Origin of the sequence: Pseudomonas sp. PSKL.D1 (genome assembly GCF_028898945.1) — a bacterium.
GTDB lineage: Bacteria > Pseudomonadota > Gammaproteobacteria > Pseudomonadales > Pseudomonadaceae > Aquipseudomonas.
Genome location: NZ_CP118607.1, coordinates 4783445 through 4801929 on the forward strand (window position 1 = coordinate 4783445; position 18485 = coordinate 4801929).

Here is an 18485-nt window from a genome sequence, read left to right on the forward strand (position 1 = left end):
ATGCGCCTGATCATCGTTAGCGGCCGGTCCGGCTCCGGCAAGAGTACCGCCCTCGATGTACTGGAAGACAACGGCTATTACGTCATCGACAACCTGCCAGCGGGGCTGCTGCCTCAACTGGCCGAGAATGCGTTGATCAACACCGAGTTGATGCAGCCCAAAGTGGCTGTGAGCATTGATGCGCGTAACCTGCCAAGCCACCTGTCGCGCTTCCCGGAGCTGCTGGAAGAGGCGCGCGCACGCCATATCCAGTGTGACGTGCTTTACCTGGACGCCGACGAAGAAACGCTGCTCAAGCGGTTTTCCGAAACCCGCCGGCGCCATCCCCTGACCAACGCCGACCGCTCGCTGGCCGAAGCGATCCGCGTGGAAACAGAACTATTGGGGCCGATTGCCGACCTTGCCGACCTGAAGATCGACACGACTCGGCTCAACCTGTATCAACTGCGCGATTCGATCAAGCTGCGGCTGCTCAATCAACCCGAGCCAGGCACAGCGTTTCTGGTGGAATCGTTTGGTTTCAAGCGCGGGATGCCGGTCGATGCCGACCTGGTGTTTGATGTGCGCTGCCTGCCTAACCCGTACTGGAAACCGGAGCTGCGTGAGCATTCCGGCCTTGAACAGCCGGTTATCGACTACCTGGCCGCGCAACCGGACGTCGAAGAAATGTTCAACGACATATCGAGCTACCTGGTCAAATGGCTACCACGCTTTGCAGCCAGTAACCGCGCCTATGTCACCATCGCCATTGGCTGCACCGGCGGCCACCATCGCTCGGTGTACATCACTGAACGCCTCGGCCAACTTCTGCAACAGACTTTGAAAAACGTCCAGGTCCGCCACCGCGACCTCTAGCCCACAGGATCCGCACCACGATGCCCGCCCGCGAAATCACCATCATCAACAAGCTGGGGCTGCATGCCCGGGCGGCAGCCAAGTTTGTCGGCGTGGCCGGGAAGTATCCCTGCCAGGTCCGCGTTGGCCGGGCGCCAGACAAGCTGGTGGACGGCAAAAGCATCATGGCGGTGATGATGTTGGCGGCTGGTAAAGGTACGCAGGTGCATCTGCATACCGAGGGTGAGCAGGATAACGATGCATTGGAAGCGTTGGTGGCGCTGATCAACAACTTCTTCGACGAAGGCGAGTAGATCGCCCGGGGCCGCCACGGCATTTGCATCGCCTGTGAGATCGAGCGCCGCTTACGCGCCGCATCGCGGATGAATCCGCTCCTACAAGGGGATGGCGATGCCTGTAGGAGCGGATTCATCCGCGATGCGGCGCGTAAGCGGCGCTCTTTTTCAACCAATCCGCCGACGAGTCCCAACTCAAGACATCGCCGTATCCATCACCATCATCAAGCAGAACCCGATACACAGCCCCAAGCTGGCCAGCCGGTGATGGCCATTGCTACGGGATTCGGGAATGATTTCCTGAGTCACCACCAACAGCATTGCCCCCGCCGCACAGGCAAGGCCCAACGGCAACAGCAACTCGGCGACGTTCACCAGCCAGGCACACACCACCGCTGCCAGCGGTTCGACCAAGCCTGAGGCAGCCCCGATCAAAAACGCCTTGAACCGTGGCATGCCCGCCCCTGCCAACACCAGGGCAATCACCAGCCCTTCAGGCACATCCTGCAAGGCAATGCCCATTGCCAGGCTGTCGGCATCCGGCATGCCGCCACCGGCCGAAACGCCTATCGCCATGCCTTCGGGAATGTTGTGGGCGATGATGGCAATCACGAACAGCCAGATGCGTGCGGCAATCACTGGCTGGTGTTCACTTCCGACCAAGGCTTCAGGGGATGCACCCGAGACTTTCAGGTCTACAACAAACAGGCACAAGGCGCCAAACAGCAAACCAAAGCTGATCAGGCCGCCCGCGCCCCATTGGCTGAAGCCAATGGCTTGGGCAGCGTCCAACCCTGGAATGATCAGCGAGAATGCGGTGGCCGCCAACATGACGCCGGCGCCGAAGCCCAGCAAGGTATCGGCCAAGGCCACCGGCATGTTACGAATCACCAGCACCGGTACTGCGCCCAGCGCCGTTCCCAGCGCGCACAGCGCACCACCCTCCAGAGCGCGCAACATGCGCGGCTCCAGGTCCAGCCAGGCGATGCCCCGCGCTACCAGCAATGCCGTGCCCACCAACAGCAGCAGCGTCCCGATCGCCATGCGGAACAGGCGCACACTGCCGACAGACATTACCTCAGAGCGCATACCGGTTCGACTCACTTCAGGGCTTCGAGGTAACGACGTTCCACTTCCGCCCAGTCAATGACGTTGTAGAAGGCGCCGATGTATTCCGGGCGGCGGTTCTGGTACTTGAGGTAGTAGGCATGCTCCCATACGTCCAGGCCGAGGATCGGCGTGTTGCCGTGCATCAACGGGCTGTCTTGGTTGCCGCTGCTTTCCACCACCAGCTTTTTCTGCGGGGTGACGCTGAGCCATGCCCAACCGCTGCCGAAGCGGGTCAGTGCAGCTTTGGTGAAGGCGTCCTTGAACGCCTCGAAACCACCCAGCTCGGCTTCGATGGCCTTACCCACCTGGCCTTGCGCCTGGCCGCCGCCCTGAGGCGACATGACCTTCCAGAACAGCGAGTGGTTGGCGTGGCCACCGCCATGATTGGTCACCGGGCCGCGCAGGTTTTCCGGGAGTTGCTTGACCGCACCCACCAGTTTCTCAACCGGCCACTCGGCCCACTCGGTACCTTCGACAGCTGCATTCAAGCCGTTGACGTAGGTCTGGTGGTGCTTGGTGTGGTGAATTTCCATGGTCTGTGCATCGATGTGCGGTTCCAGCGCATCGTAGGCATAAGGCAACGCGGGCAAGGTATGGGGCATATCAATGGATTCCGTAGGCTTGGTTTCGGGGCGCCGCATCCGGTTGGGCAGCGAGCTCGCTGGCCTCGGGGCTGTGGCGGTTGAGCAGGCGCTCAGTACGTGGGTACTGGCCATACTCGGCGATGAAGCTCAGCAATTCGGTGTAGGTGCGCCCGCTGTGCCGTAGCGCGGCATCACGCAGCGCCTGTGGCAAACGGGCTTCCTGGCTGGCCTGAAGCAGCCGCTGGTGAGCAGCGCACAGGTAATCCGCGCTCTCGTGCGGCTGGTTCAGGCGCAGGTGCAAATCAGCCAGGTTGTGATGGGCGATGACCAAGGCTGCCACCGCTTCATCCACGTCATGCCAGCGCTCGAACAGCACCTGGGCCAGGGCCAGGGCTTGCAGGTAGTGTTCCCGGGCATCGACCAGCTCGCCTTGGTCGAACAGGCGGTTGGCCAACTCCGTGGTGCGTCTCCAGTGCTGCATGACGTTTTCTCCTGGGCGCTGACGTTACGTCAGATACCGCCAGCGGTGAGTTTTTCAGGGTCCAGCAGCGCTTCGAGCTGGTCACGCGACAGGTCGGTGTGCTCCAGCGCCACGTCAATGATCGGGCGGCCCTGCTTGTAGGCGGTTTTGGCAATCTCGGCAGCCTTGAGGTAGCCGATGATCGGGTTCAGCGCCGTCACCAGAATCGGGTTGCGCGCCAGGGCTTCCTTGAGCTTGCTTTCGTTGACCTTGAAGGTTGCGATGGCTTTGTCGGCCAGCAGGCGGCTGACATTGGCCATCAGTTCGATACTTTCCAGCAGGTTGCGGGCGATCACCGGCAGCATCACGTTCAGCTCGAAGTTGCCCGACTGCCCGGCCACGGCGATGGTCGCGTCGTTGCCAATCACCTGGGCTGCTACCATGGCGGTGGCCTCCGGGATCACCGGGTTAACCTTGCCTGGCATGATCGACGAGCCTGGCTGCAGGCCCTGCAGCTCGATTTCACCCAGCCCTGCCAGCGGGCCGGAGTTCATCCAGCGCAGGTCATTGGCGATCTTCATCAGGGCCACGGCGGTGGTCTTGAGCTGACCGGACAATGCCACTGCGGTGTCTTGCGAGCCAATCAGGGCGAACAGGTTCTGCCCCGGGGTGAATTCGACCTGGGTCAGGCTGCTCAGCTGGCGGGCGAAACCGGCGGCGAATTTCGGGTGGGCGTTGATCCCTGTACCCACGGCGGTGCCACCCTGCGCCAATGCTTGCAAGCTTGGCAGGGTCGCTTCGATGTGCGCCTTGGCACCCTTGACCTGCGCCGCCCAGCCGTCCAGCACCTGGCTCATGCGCACTGGCATGGCATCCATCAGGTGGGTGCGGCCGGTTTTCACGTATTGATGAACCTGGGCCGATTTGGCTTCAATCACCTGAGTCAGGTGGGCCAAAGCTGGCAACAGTTGCTCATGCAGCGCCAGTGCGGCACTGACGTGGATGGTGGTCGGGATGATGTCGTTGCTGCTCTGGCCACAGTTGACGTGGTCGTTGGCATTAACGGCTTCGCCCAGCACACGGCTGGCGAGGGTGGCGATGACCTCGTTGGCGTTCATGTTGGAGCTGGTGCCGGAACCTGTCTGGAACACATCCACCGGGAAGTGCTGGATGAAATTCTCAGCCAGCAATTGCTCGACCGCCTTGACGATGGCCTGCCCCTGCCCCGTCGTGATCTGCTCCAGTTCGATGTTGGCCTTGGCGGCCGCAGCTTTGGCCAGCAGCAAGGCACGGATGAACTGGGCCGGCATGCGCTGGCCGCTGATCGGGAAGTTGTCTACCGCGCGCTGGGTCTGAGCGCCGTACAGGGCCTGGGCCGGCACCTGCAGTTCGCCCATGCTGTCACGCTCGATACGGGTATCACTCATCTTCAAATCCTTGCATCAGTTCATCGGGGGAAATGGATGGCAGCAACCGGCAGTTGGCCAATTGCAGGGCGTACGGCTGCCAGCGCTCGTTCTGTTCGTGGCGATCGAGGTTGCGCATGTCGAGCAGTGGGCGCCAAGCCTGGTCCAGGCACAGGCAGCGCCAATGCCATGGCAGCATACGGTCGCTGGCGGTATCCAGCAGCAGGCGGAACGACGTCAGCGCCACCGTCCATGGCGAGGTTTCGGTGCAGCACACCAGGTAGCGGCCTTCGGCAAGGTAGTGCTCGATCAGGCGTGGCTCATCAGGTTCGAGCGCACAGCGGATGCGGCGGCTGAGCCAACGCCAGTTCTCCAGGTAGGGCAGTTCGCGCAGGACAGGTTTCATGAACATCATCGCCGGGTTACTGGATAATGATATTCATTATTAAGTGATAAACAGAATCACTTCAAGAGGGATGTGACGAAAGAAAAAACCCGGCACGCTGGCCGGGTTCTTTTGGATCATGCTTCTGAAGGCAACACATCAACTGCCTGCAACGGTCATCCGCTCGATCAACACCGACCCCGTATGGATATTGCTGCGAGTTTCAAGATCGCTGCCAATCGCCACAATCTGTTGGAACATGTCCTTCATATTGCCGGCAATGGTTACTTCCTGCACAGCGTGTTGGATCTCGCCATTCTCGACCCAAAAGCCCGCCGCACCGCGCGAATAATCACCCGTCACCATGTTAAGGCCATGGCCCATCAGCTCGGTGACCAGCAAACCACGCCCCATGCGGCGGATCAGTGCAGCCTGGTCTTCCACACCATGGGTGACATACAGGTTGTGCACGCCACCGGAGTTCGCCGTGCTGGGCAAGCCCAGTTTGCGGCCGGAATACGTACCCAGCAGGTAGGACACGAGCTCGCCCTTATCGACGAACGGCTTCGCATAAGTCGCAAGGCCGTCGCCGTCGAACGCGGCACTGCCCAAGGCGCGAGGGATATGCGGGCGCTCGTCGAGCGTCAGCCAGCTTGGGAACAAGCGCTGACCGATCGCGCCATCCAGGAACGACGACTTTCGGTAAAGGTTGCCCCCGGAAATTGCCGACAGGAAGCTGCCGAACAGGCCACCAGCCAACTCGGCAGAAAACAGCACTGGCACCTCGCAAGTCGGCACCGGGCGCGCACCCAGCCGGCTGGCAGCACGCTGTGCGGCACGCACGCCAATACTGCGCGGGTCGGCCAGCAGGTTGCCCTGACGGTTCACGTCATACCAGTAGTCACGCTGCATCTGCCCGTCACCTTCGGCGATCATCACACAGCTCAGGCTGTGGCGGGTCGACGCGTAACCGCCGATGAAACCATGGCTATTGCCGTACACCCGGCAACCCTGATGAGTATTCAACGTGGTGCCATCGGCGTTGAGAATGCGCTTGTCGGCATCGAATGCCGCCGCTTCACAGGTGAGCGCCAGCTCAATGGCCCTCTCGGGCTCGATATCCCAGTCATGATAGAGGTCCAGGTCCGGGATATCGCGCGCCATCAGCGCAGCATCGGCCAAGCCAGAACACTCATCCTCGGACGTATGTTTTGCAATGGCCAAGGCAGCAGCAACCGTTTCACGGATAGCATCCGGCCCGCTGGCCGACGTGCTGGCTGAGCCCTTGCGCTGGCCTGCATAGAGGGTAATGCCAAAGCCCTGGTCGCGATTGAACTCGACCGTTTCAACCTCTCGCTGGCGCACCGTGGTGGACAGCCCCTGCTCCAGCGACACCGCCACTTCACAGGCACTGGCACCCTGCCGGCGCGCCTCGGCAATGATCGCTTCGACCTGCTCCTGCAACGCTGGCAGGTCTTTCGGGCCTACGCTCTGGACTGCACTCATGGTTTTCTCCACTCAAATTCTGCGTACGGCTTGGGGTCATTCTACGACCGGGCCGGACAAGCGGCCCCCGACTGGTTATCATGGCGGCGATTTCTAGCGGACTGCCACCATGGTTGATTCATACGACGACGCCTTCGACGGCGAAAAAAGCAAAACCCAGATCAAGCGCGAACTGCATGCGCTGGTCGAACTCGGCGAGCGCCTGACCACAGTCAAGGCCGATACCCTGGCGCGCCTGCCGTTGACCGACGAACTGCGCAAAGCCTTGGCCGACGCTTCCAAGCACACCGCTCACGGTGCCCGCAAACGCCACATGTCGTTTGTCGGCAAGCTGATGCGCGACCAGGACCTGGACGCCATCCACGCCGTGCTCGAGCAGATCGACAGCTCCAGCCGCCAGTACAACGAGCGTTTCCACAACCTGGAACGTTGGCGCGACCGACTGATCGACGGGAATGACGAAGACCTTGAACGCTTCGTCAACGAGTATCCCGATACCGATCGCCAGCAACTGCGCTCGCTGATCCGTCATGCTCAGCACGAAAAAGCGCGGAACAAACCGCCGGCCGCTGCGCGCAAGGTCTTCAAGTACATCCGTGATCTGGACGAGCTTCAGCGCGGGTTGCGCTGAACTTTCGGGGGGCTGCTGTGCAGCCCTTTCACGACACAAGGCCGCTCCCACAGGCAACCCCCGTGATCACGCGCCCGTGCCGCCCACGGTAATCGCGTCCAGCTTCAGCGTCGGCTGCCCAACCCCCACCGGCACCGATTGCCCATCCTTGCCACACGTCCCCACGCCACTGTCCAGCGCCAGGTCGTTACCGACCATCGAAACCCGGCTCATGGCCTCAGGCCCGTTGCCGATCAGTGTCGCGCCCTTCACAGGCGCAGTAATCTTGCCGTCTTCAATCAGGTAAGCCTCGCTCGTCGAAAACACGAACTTGCCACTGGTGATGTCCACTTGCCCACCGCCGAGATTGGCGCAGTAAATACCTTTCTTCACCGAAGCGATGATTTCCTGCGGGTCGCTTTCGCCGGCACGCATGTAGGTGTTGGTCATGCGTGGCATCGGCAGGTGCGCGTAGGACTCTCGCCGCCCGTTACCGGTTACCGCCATGCCCATCAGCCGTGCATTGAGCTTGTCCTGCATATAGCCTTTGAGCACGCCATTCTCGATCAGCGTGGTGCACTCGGTCGGGGTGCCCTCGTCATCGACGCTCAGCGAACCGCGGCGGCCTTCGAGGGTGCCATCGTCGACGATGGTGCAGAGGCTCGAGGCTACTTTCTCGCCGATCCGGCCACTGAAGGCCGAACTGCCCTTGCGGTTGAAGTCGCCTTCAAGGCCATGGCCCACGGCTTCGTGCAACAGCACACCCGACCAGCCGGAACCCAACACTACCGGCAGGGTGCCTGCAGGTGCCGGAACCGCCTCCAGGTTCACCAGCGCCTGGCGCAGGGCTTCGCGTGCGTAGCCCATCACCCGGTCTTCGGTGAAGAAGCGATAGTCGGTACGCCCACCACCGCCCTGCCCGCCACGCTCGCGGCGGCCGTTCTGTTCAACAATCACACTCACATTGAAACGCACCAGCGGGCGCACATCGGCTGCCAGGCTGCCATCAGCCGCGGCGATAAGGATGCGCTCCCAGACACCTGCCATGCTTACGCTGACCTGCTGAATACGCGGATCCAGGGCACGTGTGGCGGCATCGACGCGCTTGAGCAAATCGACCTTTTCGGCGCGGCTGAGCACTTCAAGCGGATTATCCGGTGCGTAAAGTGCCGTGACATCCTGGCTGCGGAAGGCCTGTACCTTGCCGTTCTGGCCAGCACGGGAAATCGAGCGGGCAGCACGTGCCGCGGAGGTCAGTGCCTCCAGGTTGATGGCATTGCTGTAAGCGAAACCGGTTTTTTCACCCGATTGCGCACGCACGCCAACACCCTGATCAAGGTTGAAACTGCCTTCCTTGACGATGCCGTCCTCCAGCGCCCAGGTTTCCGAGATTTGGCCCTGGAAGTACAGGTCGGCGGCGTCGATGCCGGGGCCGGCCAGCTCGCCCAGCACTGCCTGCAGGCTGTCCAGGCTCAGCCCGCCCGGGGCCAGGAGCTGGTCGCTGACGGTGGATAACATCTGGCTCATAGTCACTCCGAGGTGTACGCAGGCCGCAATGCGTCCTGCGAGAAAAAGCGCCGGTGCAAAGCCACCGGCATACGCGCCCGGATGGACGCTTGTTCTTCAATGTCGCGCTCAGCCAGCAGTACTGCTTCGCCTCGCGCCTGTTCTGCAACAACCCGCCCCCAAGGGTCGACGATCGCCGCATGCCCGTGGGTTTCCCGCGGGCCAGGGTGAATGCCGCCCTGCGCCGCCGCCAGCACATAGCACTGGGTTTCGATAGCCCGGGCGCGAATCAGCACTTCCCAGTGCGCTGCCCCTGTGACCGCAGTAAACGCAGCCGGTGCCGTAATCAGCTCGGCGCCCGCACTGCGCAGCGCGCTGTACAGCTCGGGGAAGCGCAAGTCGTAACACACGCTGAGCCCCAAGCGCCCTACCGGGGTATCGGCCACCACCACCTGAGCGCCATGGGCATAATCGTCAGACTCGCGATAACGCCCGCGGTTGTCCGCCACATCCACATCGAACAGGTGCAGCTTGTCGTAACGCGCCGCTACCTCTCCGTGCTCATCGACCAACAGCGAGCAGGCATGGGCCTTGGCGTCAGGCTGGCCGGTCGGTGGCAGCGGCAAGGTACCAGCCACGATCCATAACTTGAGGTCGCGCGCCGTGCGTTTCAACCATGGCAGGATCGGGCCTTCGCCCAACGCTTCGGCCCGGCCGATGGCCGCAGCGTCTTTACGGCCCATCGCCGCGAAGTTCTCGGGCAGCACGGCCAGCCGAGCACCGCCCATTGCCGCCTGTTCCAGCAGGGCCCCTGCCCGCTGCAGGTTGGCCAGCACGTCGTCCTGGCTGACCATCTGGATCACCGCTGCCTTCATGGCGACTCCCGGTCTCATTTATTGAAAGGTTTCACAAAGGTGATTCTAGGCTCTTTCCACGGCCCTTCGACACGATAGTGAACACTGGCAAAGCGCGAGACACGGTCACCGATCAGGCGATCGACCAGGAACAGCGCCCCGCCAACCGCCGGCGCCCCGACAATCAACGCCGCCAACGGCAGGTTGTTGGTCACCGGCAAACTCACCTGCAGGTTGGCATTGACGCTGTCACGCACCATGTCCAGCGTGCCGTCGAGCTCGAAGTTGCTGGATGGCCCGGTCACCGTAATCGGCTCGCGGGTCACGTATACCCCGTCGCTGGCCACCAGCAGGCCCTTGACCCGGTCATAGGCCAGGCCCTTGTCAAACAGGTCGGAGAAATCCAGCCGCAGGCGTCGACCGATGGAGTTGAAGTTAAGCAGGCCGAACACCCGCAAAGCCTGGGCACTGCCTTCCACTTCGACGAACTGGCCGGAGCGCAGCGCCGCATCCATGCTCCCCGAAAAACGCTTGAGCCCCACCCAGGCAGGCGAGCCAGGCCAACGCCCGTCCACGTCCAGGCGGAAATCGCGGCTGGTCACGGTGGGCGCAAAGCCCCAGGCCTTGAGCACGTCGGCGAGGTTCTTGCCGTCCAGGCGGCCCTTGTACCAACTGCTGGTAGCGCCGACATCACCTTCCCAACCGCCGCTGCCGTCAATGTGCAGGCCTTTGAAGTCGAGGTCGATATCCTGCGCCGACACGCCACGGGCATTTGGGCGCAGCTTGATGGCCGCACTGCCGAACAGGTCGTCACCGCGGTAAAGCTTGTCGATGTTCAGGTCCAGCGCCGGGACTTTGCGCGGGTCGAACGACACCAGCGGGTCGGGGCCTTCCTCGGCCTGAGCCTGGGCCGGGTCGGCTGGCGGCAGGCGCAGGGTTTGCAGGCGCACGGTCATGGGCGTGGCCTTGGCATCCGGTACACGGGCATTGCCGATGACTTCCTTGCTGTCCAGGCGCAGGTCCCAGGCCGGGCCACCGCGTGCAAGGCGCACAACCGCCTGGTTCAGGTCCATGCCGAAGGCCTTTAGCTGGCCGATACTCAGGTCGACGCTTTGCAGGTTCTGGCGGGCGCTACCGCCCGGGTCATCGCCGGCCAAGCTGGCCATCTTCTCCTGCCATGGCGCCAGGTCGAGGCTCTCCAGCCGGCCACGAACACGCAAACCCTGGCCAGTCGGTACTTGAGCAGTGCCGCTACCAAGCAGCAGCTCACCACGGCCTTGCGCCAGCTTGTCAGAGGGCGCCGCGTAGGCAAACTGGGCGAGGCTGTCATAAGCCGCATCAAAACGCCGCTCCGAGCCTTGCAGGTTCATGCTGAAGCGGCTGTCTCGCGTGTCGGTTGCGGCTTTGCCAAACGGTGCTGGCAAATCGATGGTGAGGCCTTTCAGTGAGGAATTGACGCTCAGGCTGTTATCCCGGCTGCCCAGGTTGACCTGCAACTGGTACGGCAATTCCCCTGTTGCCGGCAAAGCCTGCTTGAACTGCAGCCAGTCGGTCAGTGACTTGAGGCTAACCTGGCCATTGGCATTGATGCGGGTCTGCATCTGCCCGGCCTGACCTTCGGCGGTAATCTGCGCAGTCACCGGTTTGCCAAATGCTTGCAGGGCAATGTCCTTGCCGCTCAGGCCCTTGTCGAAATCAAAACTGAAATCGCCTTTCAGGCGGCTGAGTTCGAGGCTGGGCGGTGCGACCTTCAAGCGGGCGTCACGGGTGGCAAAGTCCACCTGTACCTTCGGCCGCTGGCCATGCGCCAGAGGGATATCGAGCTTGACCTTGCCCTTGAGCGGCCCCTCGCCTTCCCAGCCTGCAAAGATCTCACCAGTACCGATTGGCGCTTCCTTGAGGATCTTCAGCCCGTCCCCCAGGCTGCCGTCGAAATCCCCGTCCAGGTAAAGGTGGCTGTTCTGGCCAGCGTCCACATGCGGTATGTCGACACTGACATCGCTGACCTGGGTGTCGAGCAACAACCCCTTGCTGGCCTTGATGCGCACACCGCTGTCCTCGATGAACACATCGCCGTCAACGTGCTGCACCTGCGGCCAGCCTGGCTGGAAGTCCAACGCTGCATCGCGCACCTTGAAGAACAGGCTGATGCTGCGCGACTCGGGCGTGGCGCCATGGTTCAGCGAACCCTGATACTGGAAATACCCTTGGTCGACGTTGCCTTTGACGATGGCACTGCGCAACCATTCGTCGAGCGCCGGGCTGAGCACCTCGGGCAGGTACTTCGCGGTGTAGCGGCCGTCACCCTCGGTCATGCCCACGCGAAGGTCCATGTAGCTTTCAGCACCTTCCTTGAACAGCAGGCGAATCAGGAAGTCGCCGGCAATCTTGCCCTCCTCGCCCAGCACTTTCAGGTAGGGCGCGATCAGGGTGAAGCCGTCTTGATCGAGCGCATAGGTAAGGCGGGCATTGGCCTTCAGGTAATGCCAGGGTTTGGCGAAGATCGGGTACAAATGCAGCATGAACGCATCGGTATCCAGACGCAGCTCGCCATGCCCGAGGTCGCCACTGATGCTGCCGCTGACGTTACCCGCCGCCGGGGCCCCGTGGTAAGCATCGAAGCCGACTTTCTCCAGGTTGGCGGCAAACTGCAGCCGTTCATTGCCCTGGGCTTTCGGGCGGATATCCATGCGTACATTGCGCAGCGCACCGGTGACACTCAGGCCATCGACAACCGCCATGAGCTTGTCCGGCAAGGGCGCCAGCGACTGAATCAACGGTGTCAACGGAGTCAGATCGAAGCGATCCGCCTGAACCTGCCAATGTTCGGCAGCCGGGTCATCCGCAGCGCGTTGATTGACCTGCAGATGCGACTCCCAACGGGCTTTGCCGATGCTCGCGGCCAGCGAATCGACCACCACATCGAAGCCCCGCTCCCGGCGCTGGAACCAGGCTGACACGGCCAGGTTTTCGAGGCTCACGACCTTGCGCCCGGTATAGGCACCGCTCAACTGGGGCGCATTGAGCCGCACCACGGCCTGTTGCAGTTGCCCCTTGCGCCAGTCAAGCCAGAATTCGCCGCCGGCACGCAGCGCCTGCGCTTGCCACTGCCCAAGCAGCCTCGGTGGCAGCCAGCGAGCCCAATCGCTCTGGGGCAGGCTCAGGTAGCCTTCGACCTCGCCGTCGCGCCAGGCTTTGGCCGTTGCACGGCTGCGCAGGTTGGCCGCCAGTGGCTGGCCGTCGGGCAACGTGGCGCGCAGGTCCAACGCCTGACGCGATGCACCGGCTTGCAGGCCGGCACTGACGTAGGTAAGGGTCAGGGGATCACGCTGCCAGGGTTGCAGTGTGACCTGGCTGTCGAACACATCAATGCGCCCGAGTTGGCGCAAGCGCTGCAGCACATCTGCCGGGTCGAGCGGCGCATCGTCCTTTTTCGGCAGCCCTTCAAGCGCCCAGCCGCCCTGTTCGTCTTCACGCAGTATCAGCTGCAGGCCACCCAACTGGATATGAGCCAGGCGCACTTCGCGGGAGGTGAGGCTGGCCCACAGGTCTGGCACCAGTTTGACGTCATCCAGACGCAGCGCCGAAGCACCTTCGCCCAGTTGCAGGTCGCGAACGCGCAGCACCGGGGCCAAACCACTCCAGCGTCCCTCCAGTGCGCCCACGTGCACAGGCAGGCCAAGAGCCTGTTCGGCTTTGCTTTCCACGTCTGCGCGGTACTCGGCCACCAACGGCACCAGCTCGCGGCCCAGGCTCACATACAACGCCACAAGCACTGCCAACAGGGCACAGATGCCCAGCCCCCATCGGGTCAGGGCAACAAGAACGCGGCTCAGACGTCCCATGGCCATGGCCCTCCGGTTAGTCTATCCATGATGGCCCGTGGCGCTGGTTTTGCCAGTCGGGCGATCAGGCGGGGCGAATCAGAAGCACTCAGAGCAGCACCACGTCATATTGTTCCTGCGAATACATCGACTCGACCTGGAAGCGAATGGTTCTACCGATGAACGCCTCCAGCTCGGCCACGTTGCCGGACTCTTCATCCAGCAGGCGGTCGACCACTTTCTGGTTGGCCAGCACACGGTAACCTTCCGCCTGGTAGGCCCGGGCCTCGCGGAGGATTTCGCGGAAAATTTCGTAGCAAATGGTTTCCGGGGTTTTCAATTTACCGCGGCCCTGGCAGGCAAGGCATGGCTCGCACAACACCTGCTCAAGGCTCTCGCGGGTGCGCTTGCGGGTCATCTGCACAAGGCCCAGCTCGGTAATGCCGATGATGTTGGTCTTCGCGTGATCCCGCTCAAGTTGCTTCTCAAGCGTGCGCAACACCTGGCGTTGATGCTCCTCGTCCTCCATGTCGATGAAGTCGATGATGATGATCCCGCCGATGTTACGCAGGCGTAGCTGCCGGGCGATGGCCGTTGCCGCCTCGAGGTTGGTCTTGAAAATGGTTTCTTCAAGGTTGCGGTGGCCGACGAAGGCACCGGTGTTGACGTCGATGGTGGTCATCGCTTCGGCCGGGTCGACCACCAGATAGCCACCGGACTTCAGCGGCACCTTGCGCTCAAGCGCGCGCTGGATTTCGTCTTCGACGCCATACAGGTCGAAGATTGGCCGTTCGCCGGGGTAGTGTTCGAGGCGGTCGGCGATCTCCGGCATCAGCTCGGCGACGAATTGCGTGGTCTTCTGGAAGGTTTCCCGCGAGTCGATGCGAATTTTCTCGATCTTCGGGTTGACCAGGTCGCGCAGGGTTCGCAGGGCCAGGCCCAGGTCTTCGTAAATGACCGTAGGCGCGCCACAGGTCTGGATCTGGCTGCCGATCTGCTCCCACAGGCGGCGCAGGTAACGGATGTCCTGCAGGATTTCTTCCGGCCGTGCGCCCTCGGCAGCGGTGCGCAGGATGAAGCCACCGGCATCCTTGATGTTCTCGCTGTCCATGCAGTCGCTGACCAGCTTTTTCAAACGGTCACGCTCGGCTTCGTCTTCGATCTTCAGCGAAATACCCACGTGGCTGCTGCGCGGCATGTACACGAGGTAGCGCGAAGGGATGGACAGTTGGGTAGTCAGGCGCGCGCCCTTGGTACCGATCGGGTCCTTGGTCACTTGCACGACAAGGGCCTGGCCTTCATGCACAAGCGCGGTGATGCTTTCGACTGCCGAACCTTCACGCTGGGAGATTTCCGACGCATGGATGAACGCGGCGCGCTCCAGGCCGATGTCGACGAATGCAGCCTGCATGCCCGGTAGCACACGCACCACCTTGCCTTTGTAGATATTGCCGACGATACCGCGCCGCTGGGTGCGCTCGACGTGCACTTCCTGCAGCACCCCGTTTTCCACCACCGCCACGCGCGATTCCATCGGGGTGATGTTGATCAGGATCTCTTCACTCATGGCAGGGTCTCGTCAAAGGTCTTGGGTAATGATGGATCGCGTGTGCACAGCTGGCTACCGCTGGTTTGTTACCTCTGGCAAAAGTGCCGGTATCTGCCAGCAGGCAATACCAAAGCGGGCGAGCATATCGGCTGTTTCACTCAAAGGCAGGCCGACCACCGCCGAATAGCTGCCCTGCAGGCCTGTAACGAAAACGGCGCCCAACCCCTGGATGGCATAGCCGCCGGCCTTGTCGGCAGGCTCACCACTGGCCCAGTAGCGCTCGGCTTCTGCGCTGCCGATGACGCGAAAGCGCACGCTGCTGGCAATGCACAGGCTTTCGCAACGCTGGCCGTCGCTCACTGCAACGGCCGTCAGTACCTGGTGTTCGCGCCCGGACAGATCTGCCAGCATGGCCAAAGCATGTTCGCGGCTTTCGGGTTTACCGAGAATTCGACCATCGAGCACTACCGCCGTATCACTCCCCAATACCGTGGCCGGACCAGTGAGGGTGGCCAGGCCTGCTTCGGCCTTGGCGCGCGCCAGGCGCTCTACATAGGCCTCGGCGGTTTCGCCAGGCAGCGGGGTTTCGTCGATAGGAGCAGTGGTAACGGTGAACGGCACGCCAATCTGGCTCAGCAGTTCACGACGGCGAGGGGAGCCGGAGGCGAGGTAGAGCGGGTTCATGCAGACATCTCCCTGTCAGTTGCGGCAGCGCCGTCAGTTGATATGCAGGCGCCGACGCAGGTCGCGCAGGGCGAAGCTGATCCAGGGCCACAACAACGCACTGATCACCGCCGACCAGACCAGCGCCAGGGTTGGCAGGCGATTGCCGGTAAGCGCGCTGAGCCAGAGCTGAACCAGCTGGGCAATGCCGAAGATGACCAGAATCACCAGGCTCTGCTGCCACATGGGGAACATGCGCAGTCGCTGCTGCAGGGACAGCACCAGGAAGGTGATCAGCGTAAGGATAAGCGCGTTCTGCCCCAGCAGCGTGCCGTACAGCACATCTTCAGCCAAGCCTAGAATGAAGGCGGTGGTCATGCCGACCTTGGCCGGCACGTTGAGGGTCCAGAACGACACCAGCATCGCCAGCCACATGGGGCGGAACACCTCCAGGAACTGGGGCATTGGCGAAACGCTGAGCAACAGGCCGATGGCGAATGTCAGCCAGATGACCCAACCGTGGTTGCGGCGCGACTTGGCCATCATTCTCTCCGTGGCTGGGCCGACGCCGCAGGCGCCGGTGCTTGAGCGGGGGTGGCCGGTGCACCAGCCGGGGCTGCAGCAGGCGCTGCCGGTGTAGCAGGTGCCGGTGTGACGGCTGCCGGCGCGCCGGTGGGCGCAGCATGCTCACTGTTGGCAGCAGGCGGAACCGGGCTGACGCCACCTTTACGGTCAGCTTCTTCCTGGGCGATGGCGGCATCGGTCGCCCGCTGTTCAGGCGTACGGCGGTCGCTGAACACCAGTAGCATGTAACGACTGCGGTTGAGCGCCGCTGTCGGGATCGCCCGCACGATGGCGAATGGCTGGCCGGAATCGTGAATCACTTCGTTGACCGTGGCCACCGGGTAACCGGCCGGGAAGCGCTGTCCCATGCCGGAACTCACCAGCAGGTCGCCTTCCTTGATGTCGGCGGTATCGGCCACATGGCGCAGCTCCAGGCGCTCCGGGTTGCCGGTGCCGCTGGCGATGGCGCGCAGGCCGTTGCGGTTGACCTGTACCGGGATGCTGTGGGTGGTGTCGGTCAGCAGCAGCACCCGCGAAGTGTACGGCATCAGCTCGACCACCTGGCCCATCAGGCCACGGGCATCAAGCACCGGCTGGCCAAGGAACACACCGTCGCGCTCACCCTTGTTGATCAGGATGCGATGGGTGAACGGGTTGGGATCTACGCCAATCAACTCGGCCACTTCCACCTTCTCGTTGACCAGAGCAGAGGAGTTGAGCAGCTCTCGCAGGCGGACGTTCTGCTCTGTCAGGGCGGCCAGCTTCTGCAGGCGCCCCTGCAGCAGCAGGGCCTCGGTCTTGAGCTTTTCGTTTTCCGCGATCAGTTCGGTGCGGCTGCCAAACTGGCCGGCCACGCCTTGCCACATGCGTTGCGGCAGATCGGTGATCCAGTACGACTCCATCAGCACCAGGCCCATCTGGCTGCGCACGGGTTTGAGCACGTCGAAGCGCGCATCCACCACCATCAGCGCGACCGACAGCACCACCAGTACCAGCAGGCGAACGCCCAGCGAAGGGCCTTTGGAGAAAAGCGGTTTAATGGGCCGTTCCTCGTGGACGACTCAGGAGGTCATTGAACATGGGGCAACGCACCAGCCTGGTTGCGGGTTGACGGAAACGACGCCCCAACGGACGCCAGCCCAGCGCATACAGGTAGCACTGCGCGTGCTACCTGTAAACCGGGCGCTCGAAAGCAGCGCGGGATCACTCGCTCGAAAGCAGGTCCATCGCGTGCTTGTCCATCATCTCCAGGGCGCGACCGCCGCCACGGGCGACGCAGGTCAACGGGTCTTCGGCGACGATTACCGGCAGGCCGGTTTCCTGAGCCAGCAGCTTGTCGAGGTCACGCAGCAGCGCACCACCACCGGTCAGCACCAGGCCACGCTCGGCGATGTCGGAAGCCAGCTCAGGCGGGGACTGTTCCAGAGCGCTCTTGACTGCCTGAACGATGGTCGCCAGCGACTCCTGCAGGGCTTCGAGCACTTCGTTGGAGTTCAGGGTGAAGGCACGCGGTACGCCTTCAGCCAGGTTGCGGCCACGCACATCCACTTCGCGCACTTCGCCGCCCGGGTAGGCAGTGCCGATTTCCTGCTTGATGCGTTCGGCGGTGGATTCGCCGATCAGGCTGCCGTAGTTACGGCGCACGTAGGTGACGATGGCTTCGTCGAAGCGGTCGCCGCCAACGCGTACGGACTCGGCGTACACCACACCGTTCAGCGAGATCAGGGCGATTTCAGTGGTACCGCCGCCGATGTCGACGACCATCGAGCCACGGGCCTCTTCAACCGGCAGGCCGGCACCGATGGCAGCTGCCATCGGCTCTTCGATCAGGAACACCTCACGGGCGCCAGCGCCCAGGGCCGACTCGCGAATGGCGCGGCGCTCTACCTGGGTCGACTTGCACGGCACGCAGATCAGCACACGTGGGCTGGGCTGCAGGAAGCTGTTCTCGTGAACCTTGTTGATGAAGTACTGCAACATTTTTTCACAAACGCTGAAGTCGGCGATGACGCCGTCCTTCATCGGACGAATGGCAGCAATGTTGCCAGGCGTACGGCCCAGCATGCGTTTGGCTTCGGTACCGACGGCGACGACGCTTTTCTGGTTGCCATGGGTACGGATGGCAACAACCGAGGGCTCATTCAGGACGATACCGCGCTCACGCACGTAAATAAGGGTGTTGGCAGTACCCAGGTCGATGGAGAGATCGCTGGAAAACATGCCACGCAGTTTCTTGAACATGGGAAAGTGACCCTGGGGAAAGCGTGGGTAAAAAAGTGCGGCAAACTCTAACAATGGCAGGGATTTTGGGCAAGGAGCCAATATGTTAAATTG

General features: G+C 62.4%; 17 protein-coding genes. 3 read left to right on the forward strand and 14 right to left on the reverse strand.

Annotated elements, in window-relative coordinates:
- Window positions 1-855, forward strand: a complete 855-nt coding sequence (rapZ, locus tag PVV54_RS21385) for an RNase adapter RapZ (protein ID WP_274907146.1) — start codon at window positions 1-3, stop codon at window positions 853-855.
- Between the two features lie 20 nt (window positions 856-875).
- The gene (locus PVV54_RS21390; protein WP_274907147.1) at window positions 876-1148 is read left to right on the forward strand and encodes an HPr family phosphocarrier protein; all 273 of its coding nucleotides are present in this window, start codon (window positions 876-878) and stop codon (window positions 1146-1148) included.
- Between the two features lie 177 nt (window positions 1149-1325).
- Here the strand turns inward: PVV54_RS21390 and PVV54_RS21395 are convergent, their stop codons facing one another.
- The 6 genes from PVV54_RS21395 to pmbA form a co-directional block, all read right to left on the reverse strand.
- The gene (locus tag PVV54_RS21395; RefSeq protein ID WP_274907148.1) at window positions 1326-2219 is read right to left on the reverse strand and encodes a ZIP family metal transporter; all 894 of its coding nucleotides are present in this window, start codon (window positions 2217-2219) and stop codon (window positions 1326-1328) included.
- Window positions 2220-2230: 11 nt separating this feature from the next.
- Window positions 2231-2842 carry a superoxide dismutase gene (locus PVV54_RS21400; protein ID WP_274907149.1) on the reverse strand — a complete coding sequence of 204 codons (612 nt, stop codon included), beginning with the start codon at window positions 2840-2842 and terminating at the stop codon, window positions 2231-2233.
- Window position 2843: 1 nt separating this feature from the next.
- The gene (locus tag PVV54_RS21405; protein WP_274907150.1) at window positions 2844-3305 is read right to left on the reverse strand and encodes a hypothetical protein; all 462 of its coding nucleotides are present in this window, start codon (window positions 3303-3305) and stop codon (window positions 2844-2846) included.
- Between the two features lie 29 nt (window positions 3306-3334).
- Window positions 3335-4711: a class II fumarate hydratase gene (locus PVV54_RS21410; protein ID WP_274907151.1), complete on the reverse strand. Its 1377-nt coding sequence runs from the start codon at window positions 4709-4711 to the stop codon at window positions 3335-3337.
- Window positions 4704-5105, reverse strand: coding sequence for a FagA protein (locus PVV54_RS21415; protein ID WP_274907152.1), 402 nt, complete (start codon window positions 5103-5105; stop codon window positions 4704-4706). The genes PVV54_RS21410 and PVV54_RS21415 overlap by 8 nt, the downstream gene beginning before the upstream one ends.
- Before the next feature lie 129 nt (window positions 5106-5234).
- Window positions 5235-6581, reverse strand: coding sequence for a metalloprotease PmbA (pmbA, locus tag PVV54_RS21420; protein WP_274907153.1), 1347 nt, complete (start codon window positions 6579-6581; stop codon window positions 5235-5237).
- Window positions 6582-6690: 109 nt separating this feature from the next.
- Here pmbA and yjgA point away from each other — a divergent pair, with 109 nt between their 5' ends.
- Entirely contained in the window at window positions 6691-7212 is a 522-nt protein-coding gene (gene yjgA / locus PVV54_RS21425; RefSeq protein ID WP_274907154.1) for a ribosome biogenesis factor YjgA, read from the forward strand.
- Window positions 7213-7278: 66 nt separating this feature from the next.
- On the opposite strand, the gene tldD is transcribed toward yjgA, so the two are convergent.
- The 8 genes from tldD to mreB form a co-directional block, all read right to left on the reverse strand.
- Window positions 7279-8718, reverse strand: coding sequence for a metalloprotease TldD (gene tldD, locus PVV54_RS21430; RefSeq protein ID WP_274907155.1), 1440 nt, complete (start codon window positions 8716-8718; stop codon window positions 7279-7281).
- A 2-nt stretch (window positions 8719-8720) separates the two neighbouring features.
- Window positions 8721-9572, reverse strand: coding sequence for a carbon-nitrogen hydrolase family protein (locus PVV54_RS21435; RefSeq protein WP_274907156.1), 852 nt, complete (start codon window positions 9570-9572; stop codon window positions 8721-8723).
- A gap of 14 nt (window positions 9573-9586) precedes the next feature.
- Window positions 9587-13402 carry a YhdP family protein gene (locus tag PVV54_RS21440; protein ID WP_274907157.1) on the reverse strand — a complete coding sequence of 1272 codons (3816 nt, stop codon included), beginning with the start codon at window positions 13400-13402 and terminating at the stop codon, window positions 9587-9589.
- A gap of 82 nt (window positions 13403-13484) precedes the next feature.
- Entirely contained in the window at window positions 13485-14942 is a 1458-nt protein-coding gene (gene rng, locus PVV54_RS21445) for a ribonuclease G (protein WP_274907158.1), read from the reverse strand.
- A 54-nt stretch (window positions 14943-14996) separates the two neighbouring features.
- A complete protein-coding gene (locus PVV54_RS21450; RefSeq protein ID WP_274907159.1) occupies window positions 14997-15608 on the reverse strand; it encodes a Maf family protein in 612 nt (203 codons plus the stop codon).
- A 33-nt stretch (window positions 15609-15641) separates the two neighbouring features.
- A complete protein-coding gene (mreD, locus tag PVV54_RS21455) occupies window positions 15642-16130 on the reverse strand; it encodes a rod shape-determining protein MreD (protein ID WP_274907160.1) in 489 nt (162 codons plus the stop codon).
- Window positions 16130-17191: a rod shape-determining protein MreC gene (gene mreC / locus PVV54_RS21460; RefSeq protein ID WP_274910482.1), complete on the reverse strand. Its 1062-nt coding sequence runs from the start codon at window positions 17189-17191 to the stop codon at window positions 16130-16132. The genes mreD and mreC overlap by 1 nt, the downstream gene beginning before the upstream one ends.
- Before the next feature lie 163 nt (window positions 17192-17354).
- On the reverse strand, window positions 17355-18392 hold the full coding sequence (gene mreB, locus PVV54_RS21465) for a rod shape-determining protein MreB (protein WP_003255163.1): 1038 nt from the start codon (window positions 18390-18392) through the stop codon (window positions 17355-17357).
- Window positions 18393-18485: the final 93 nt, after the last annotated feature.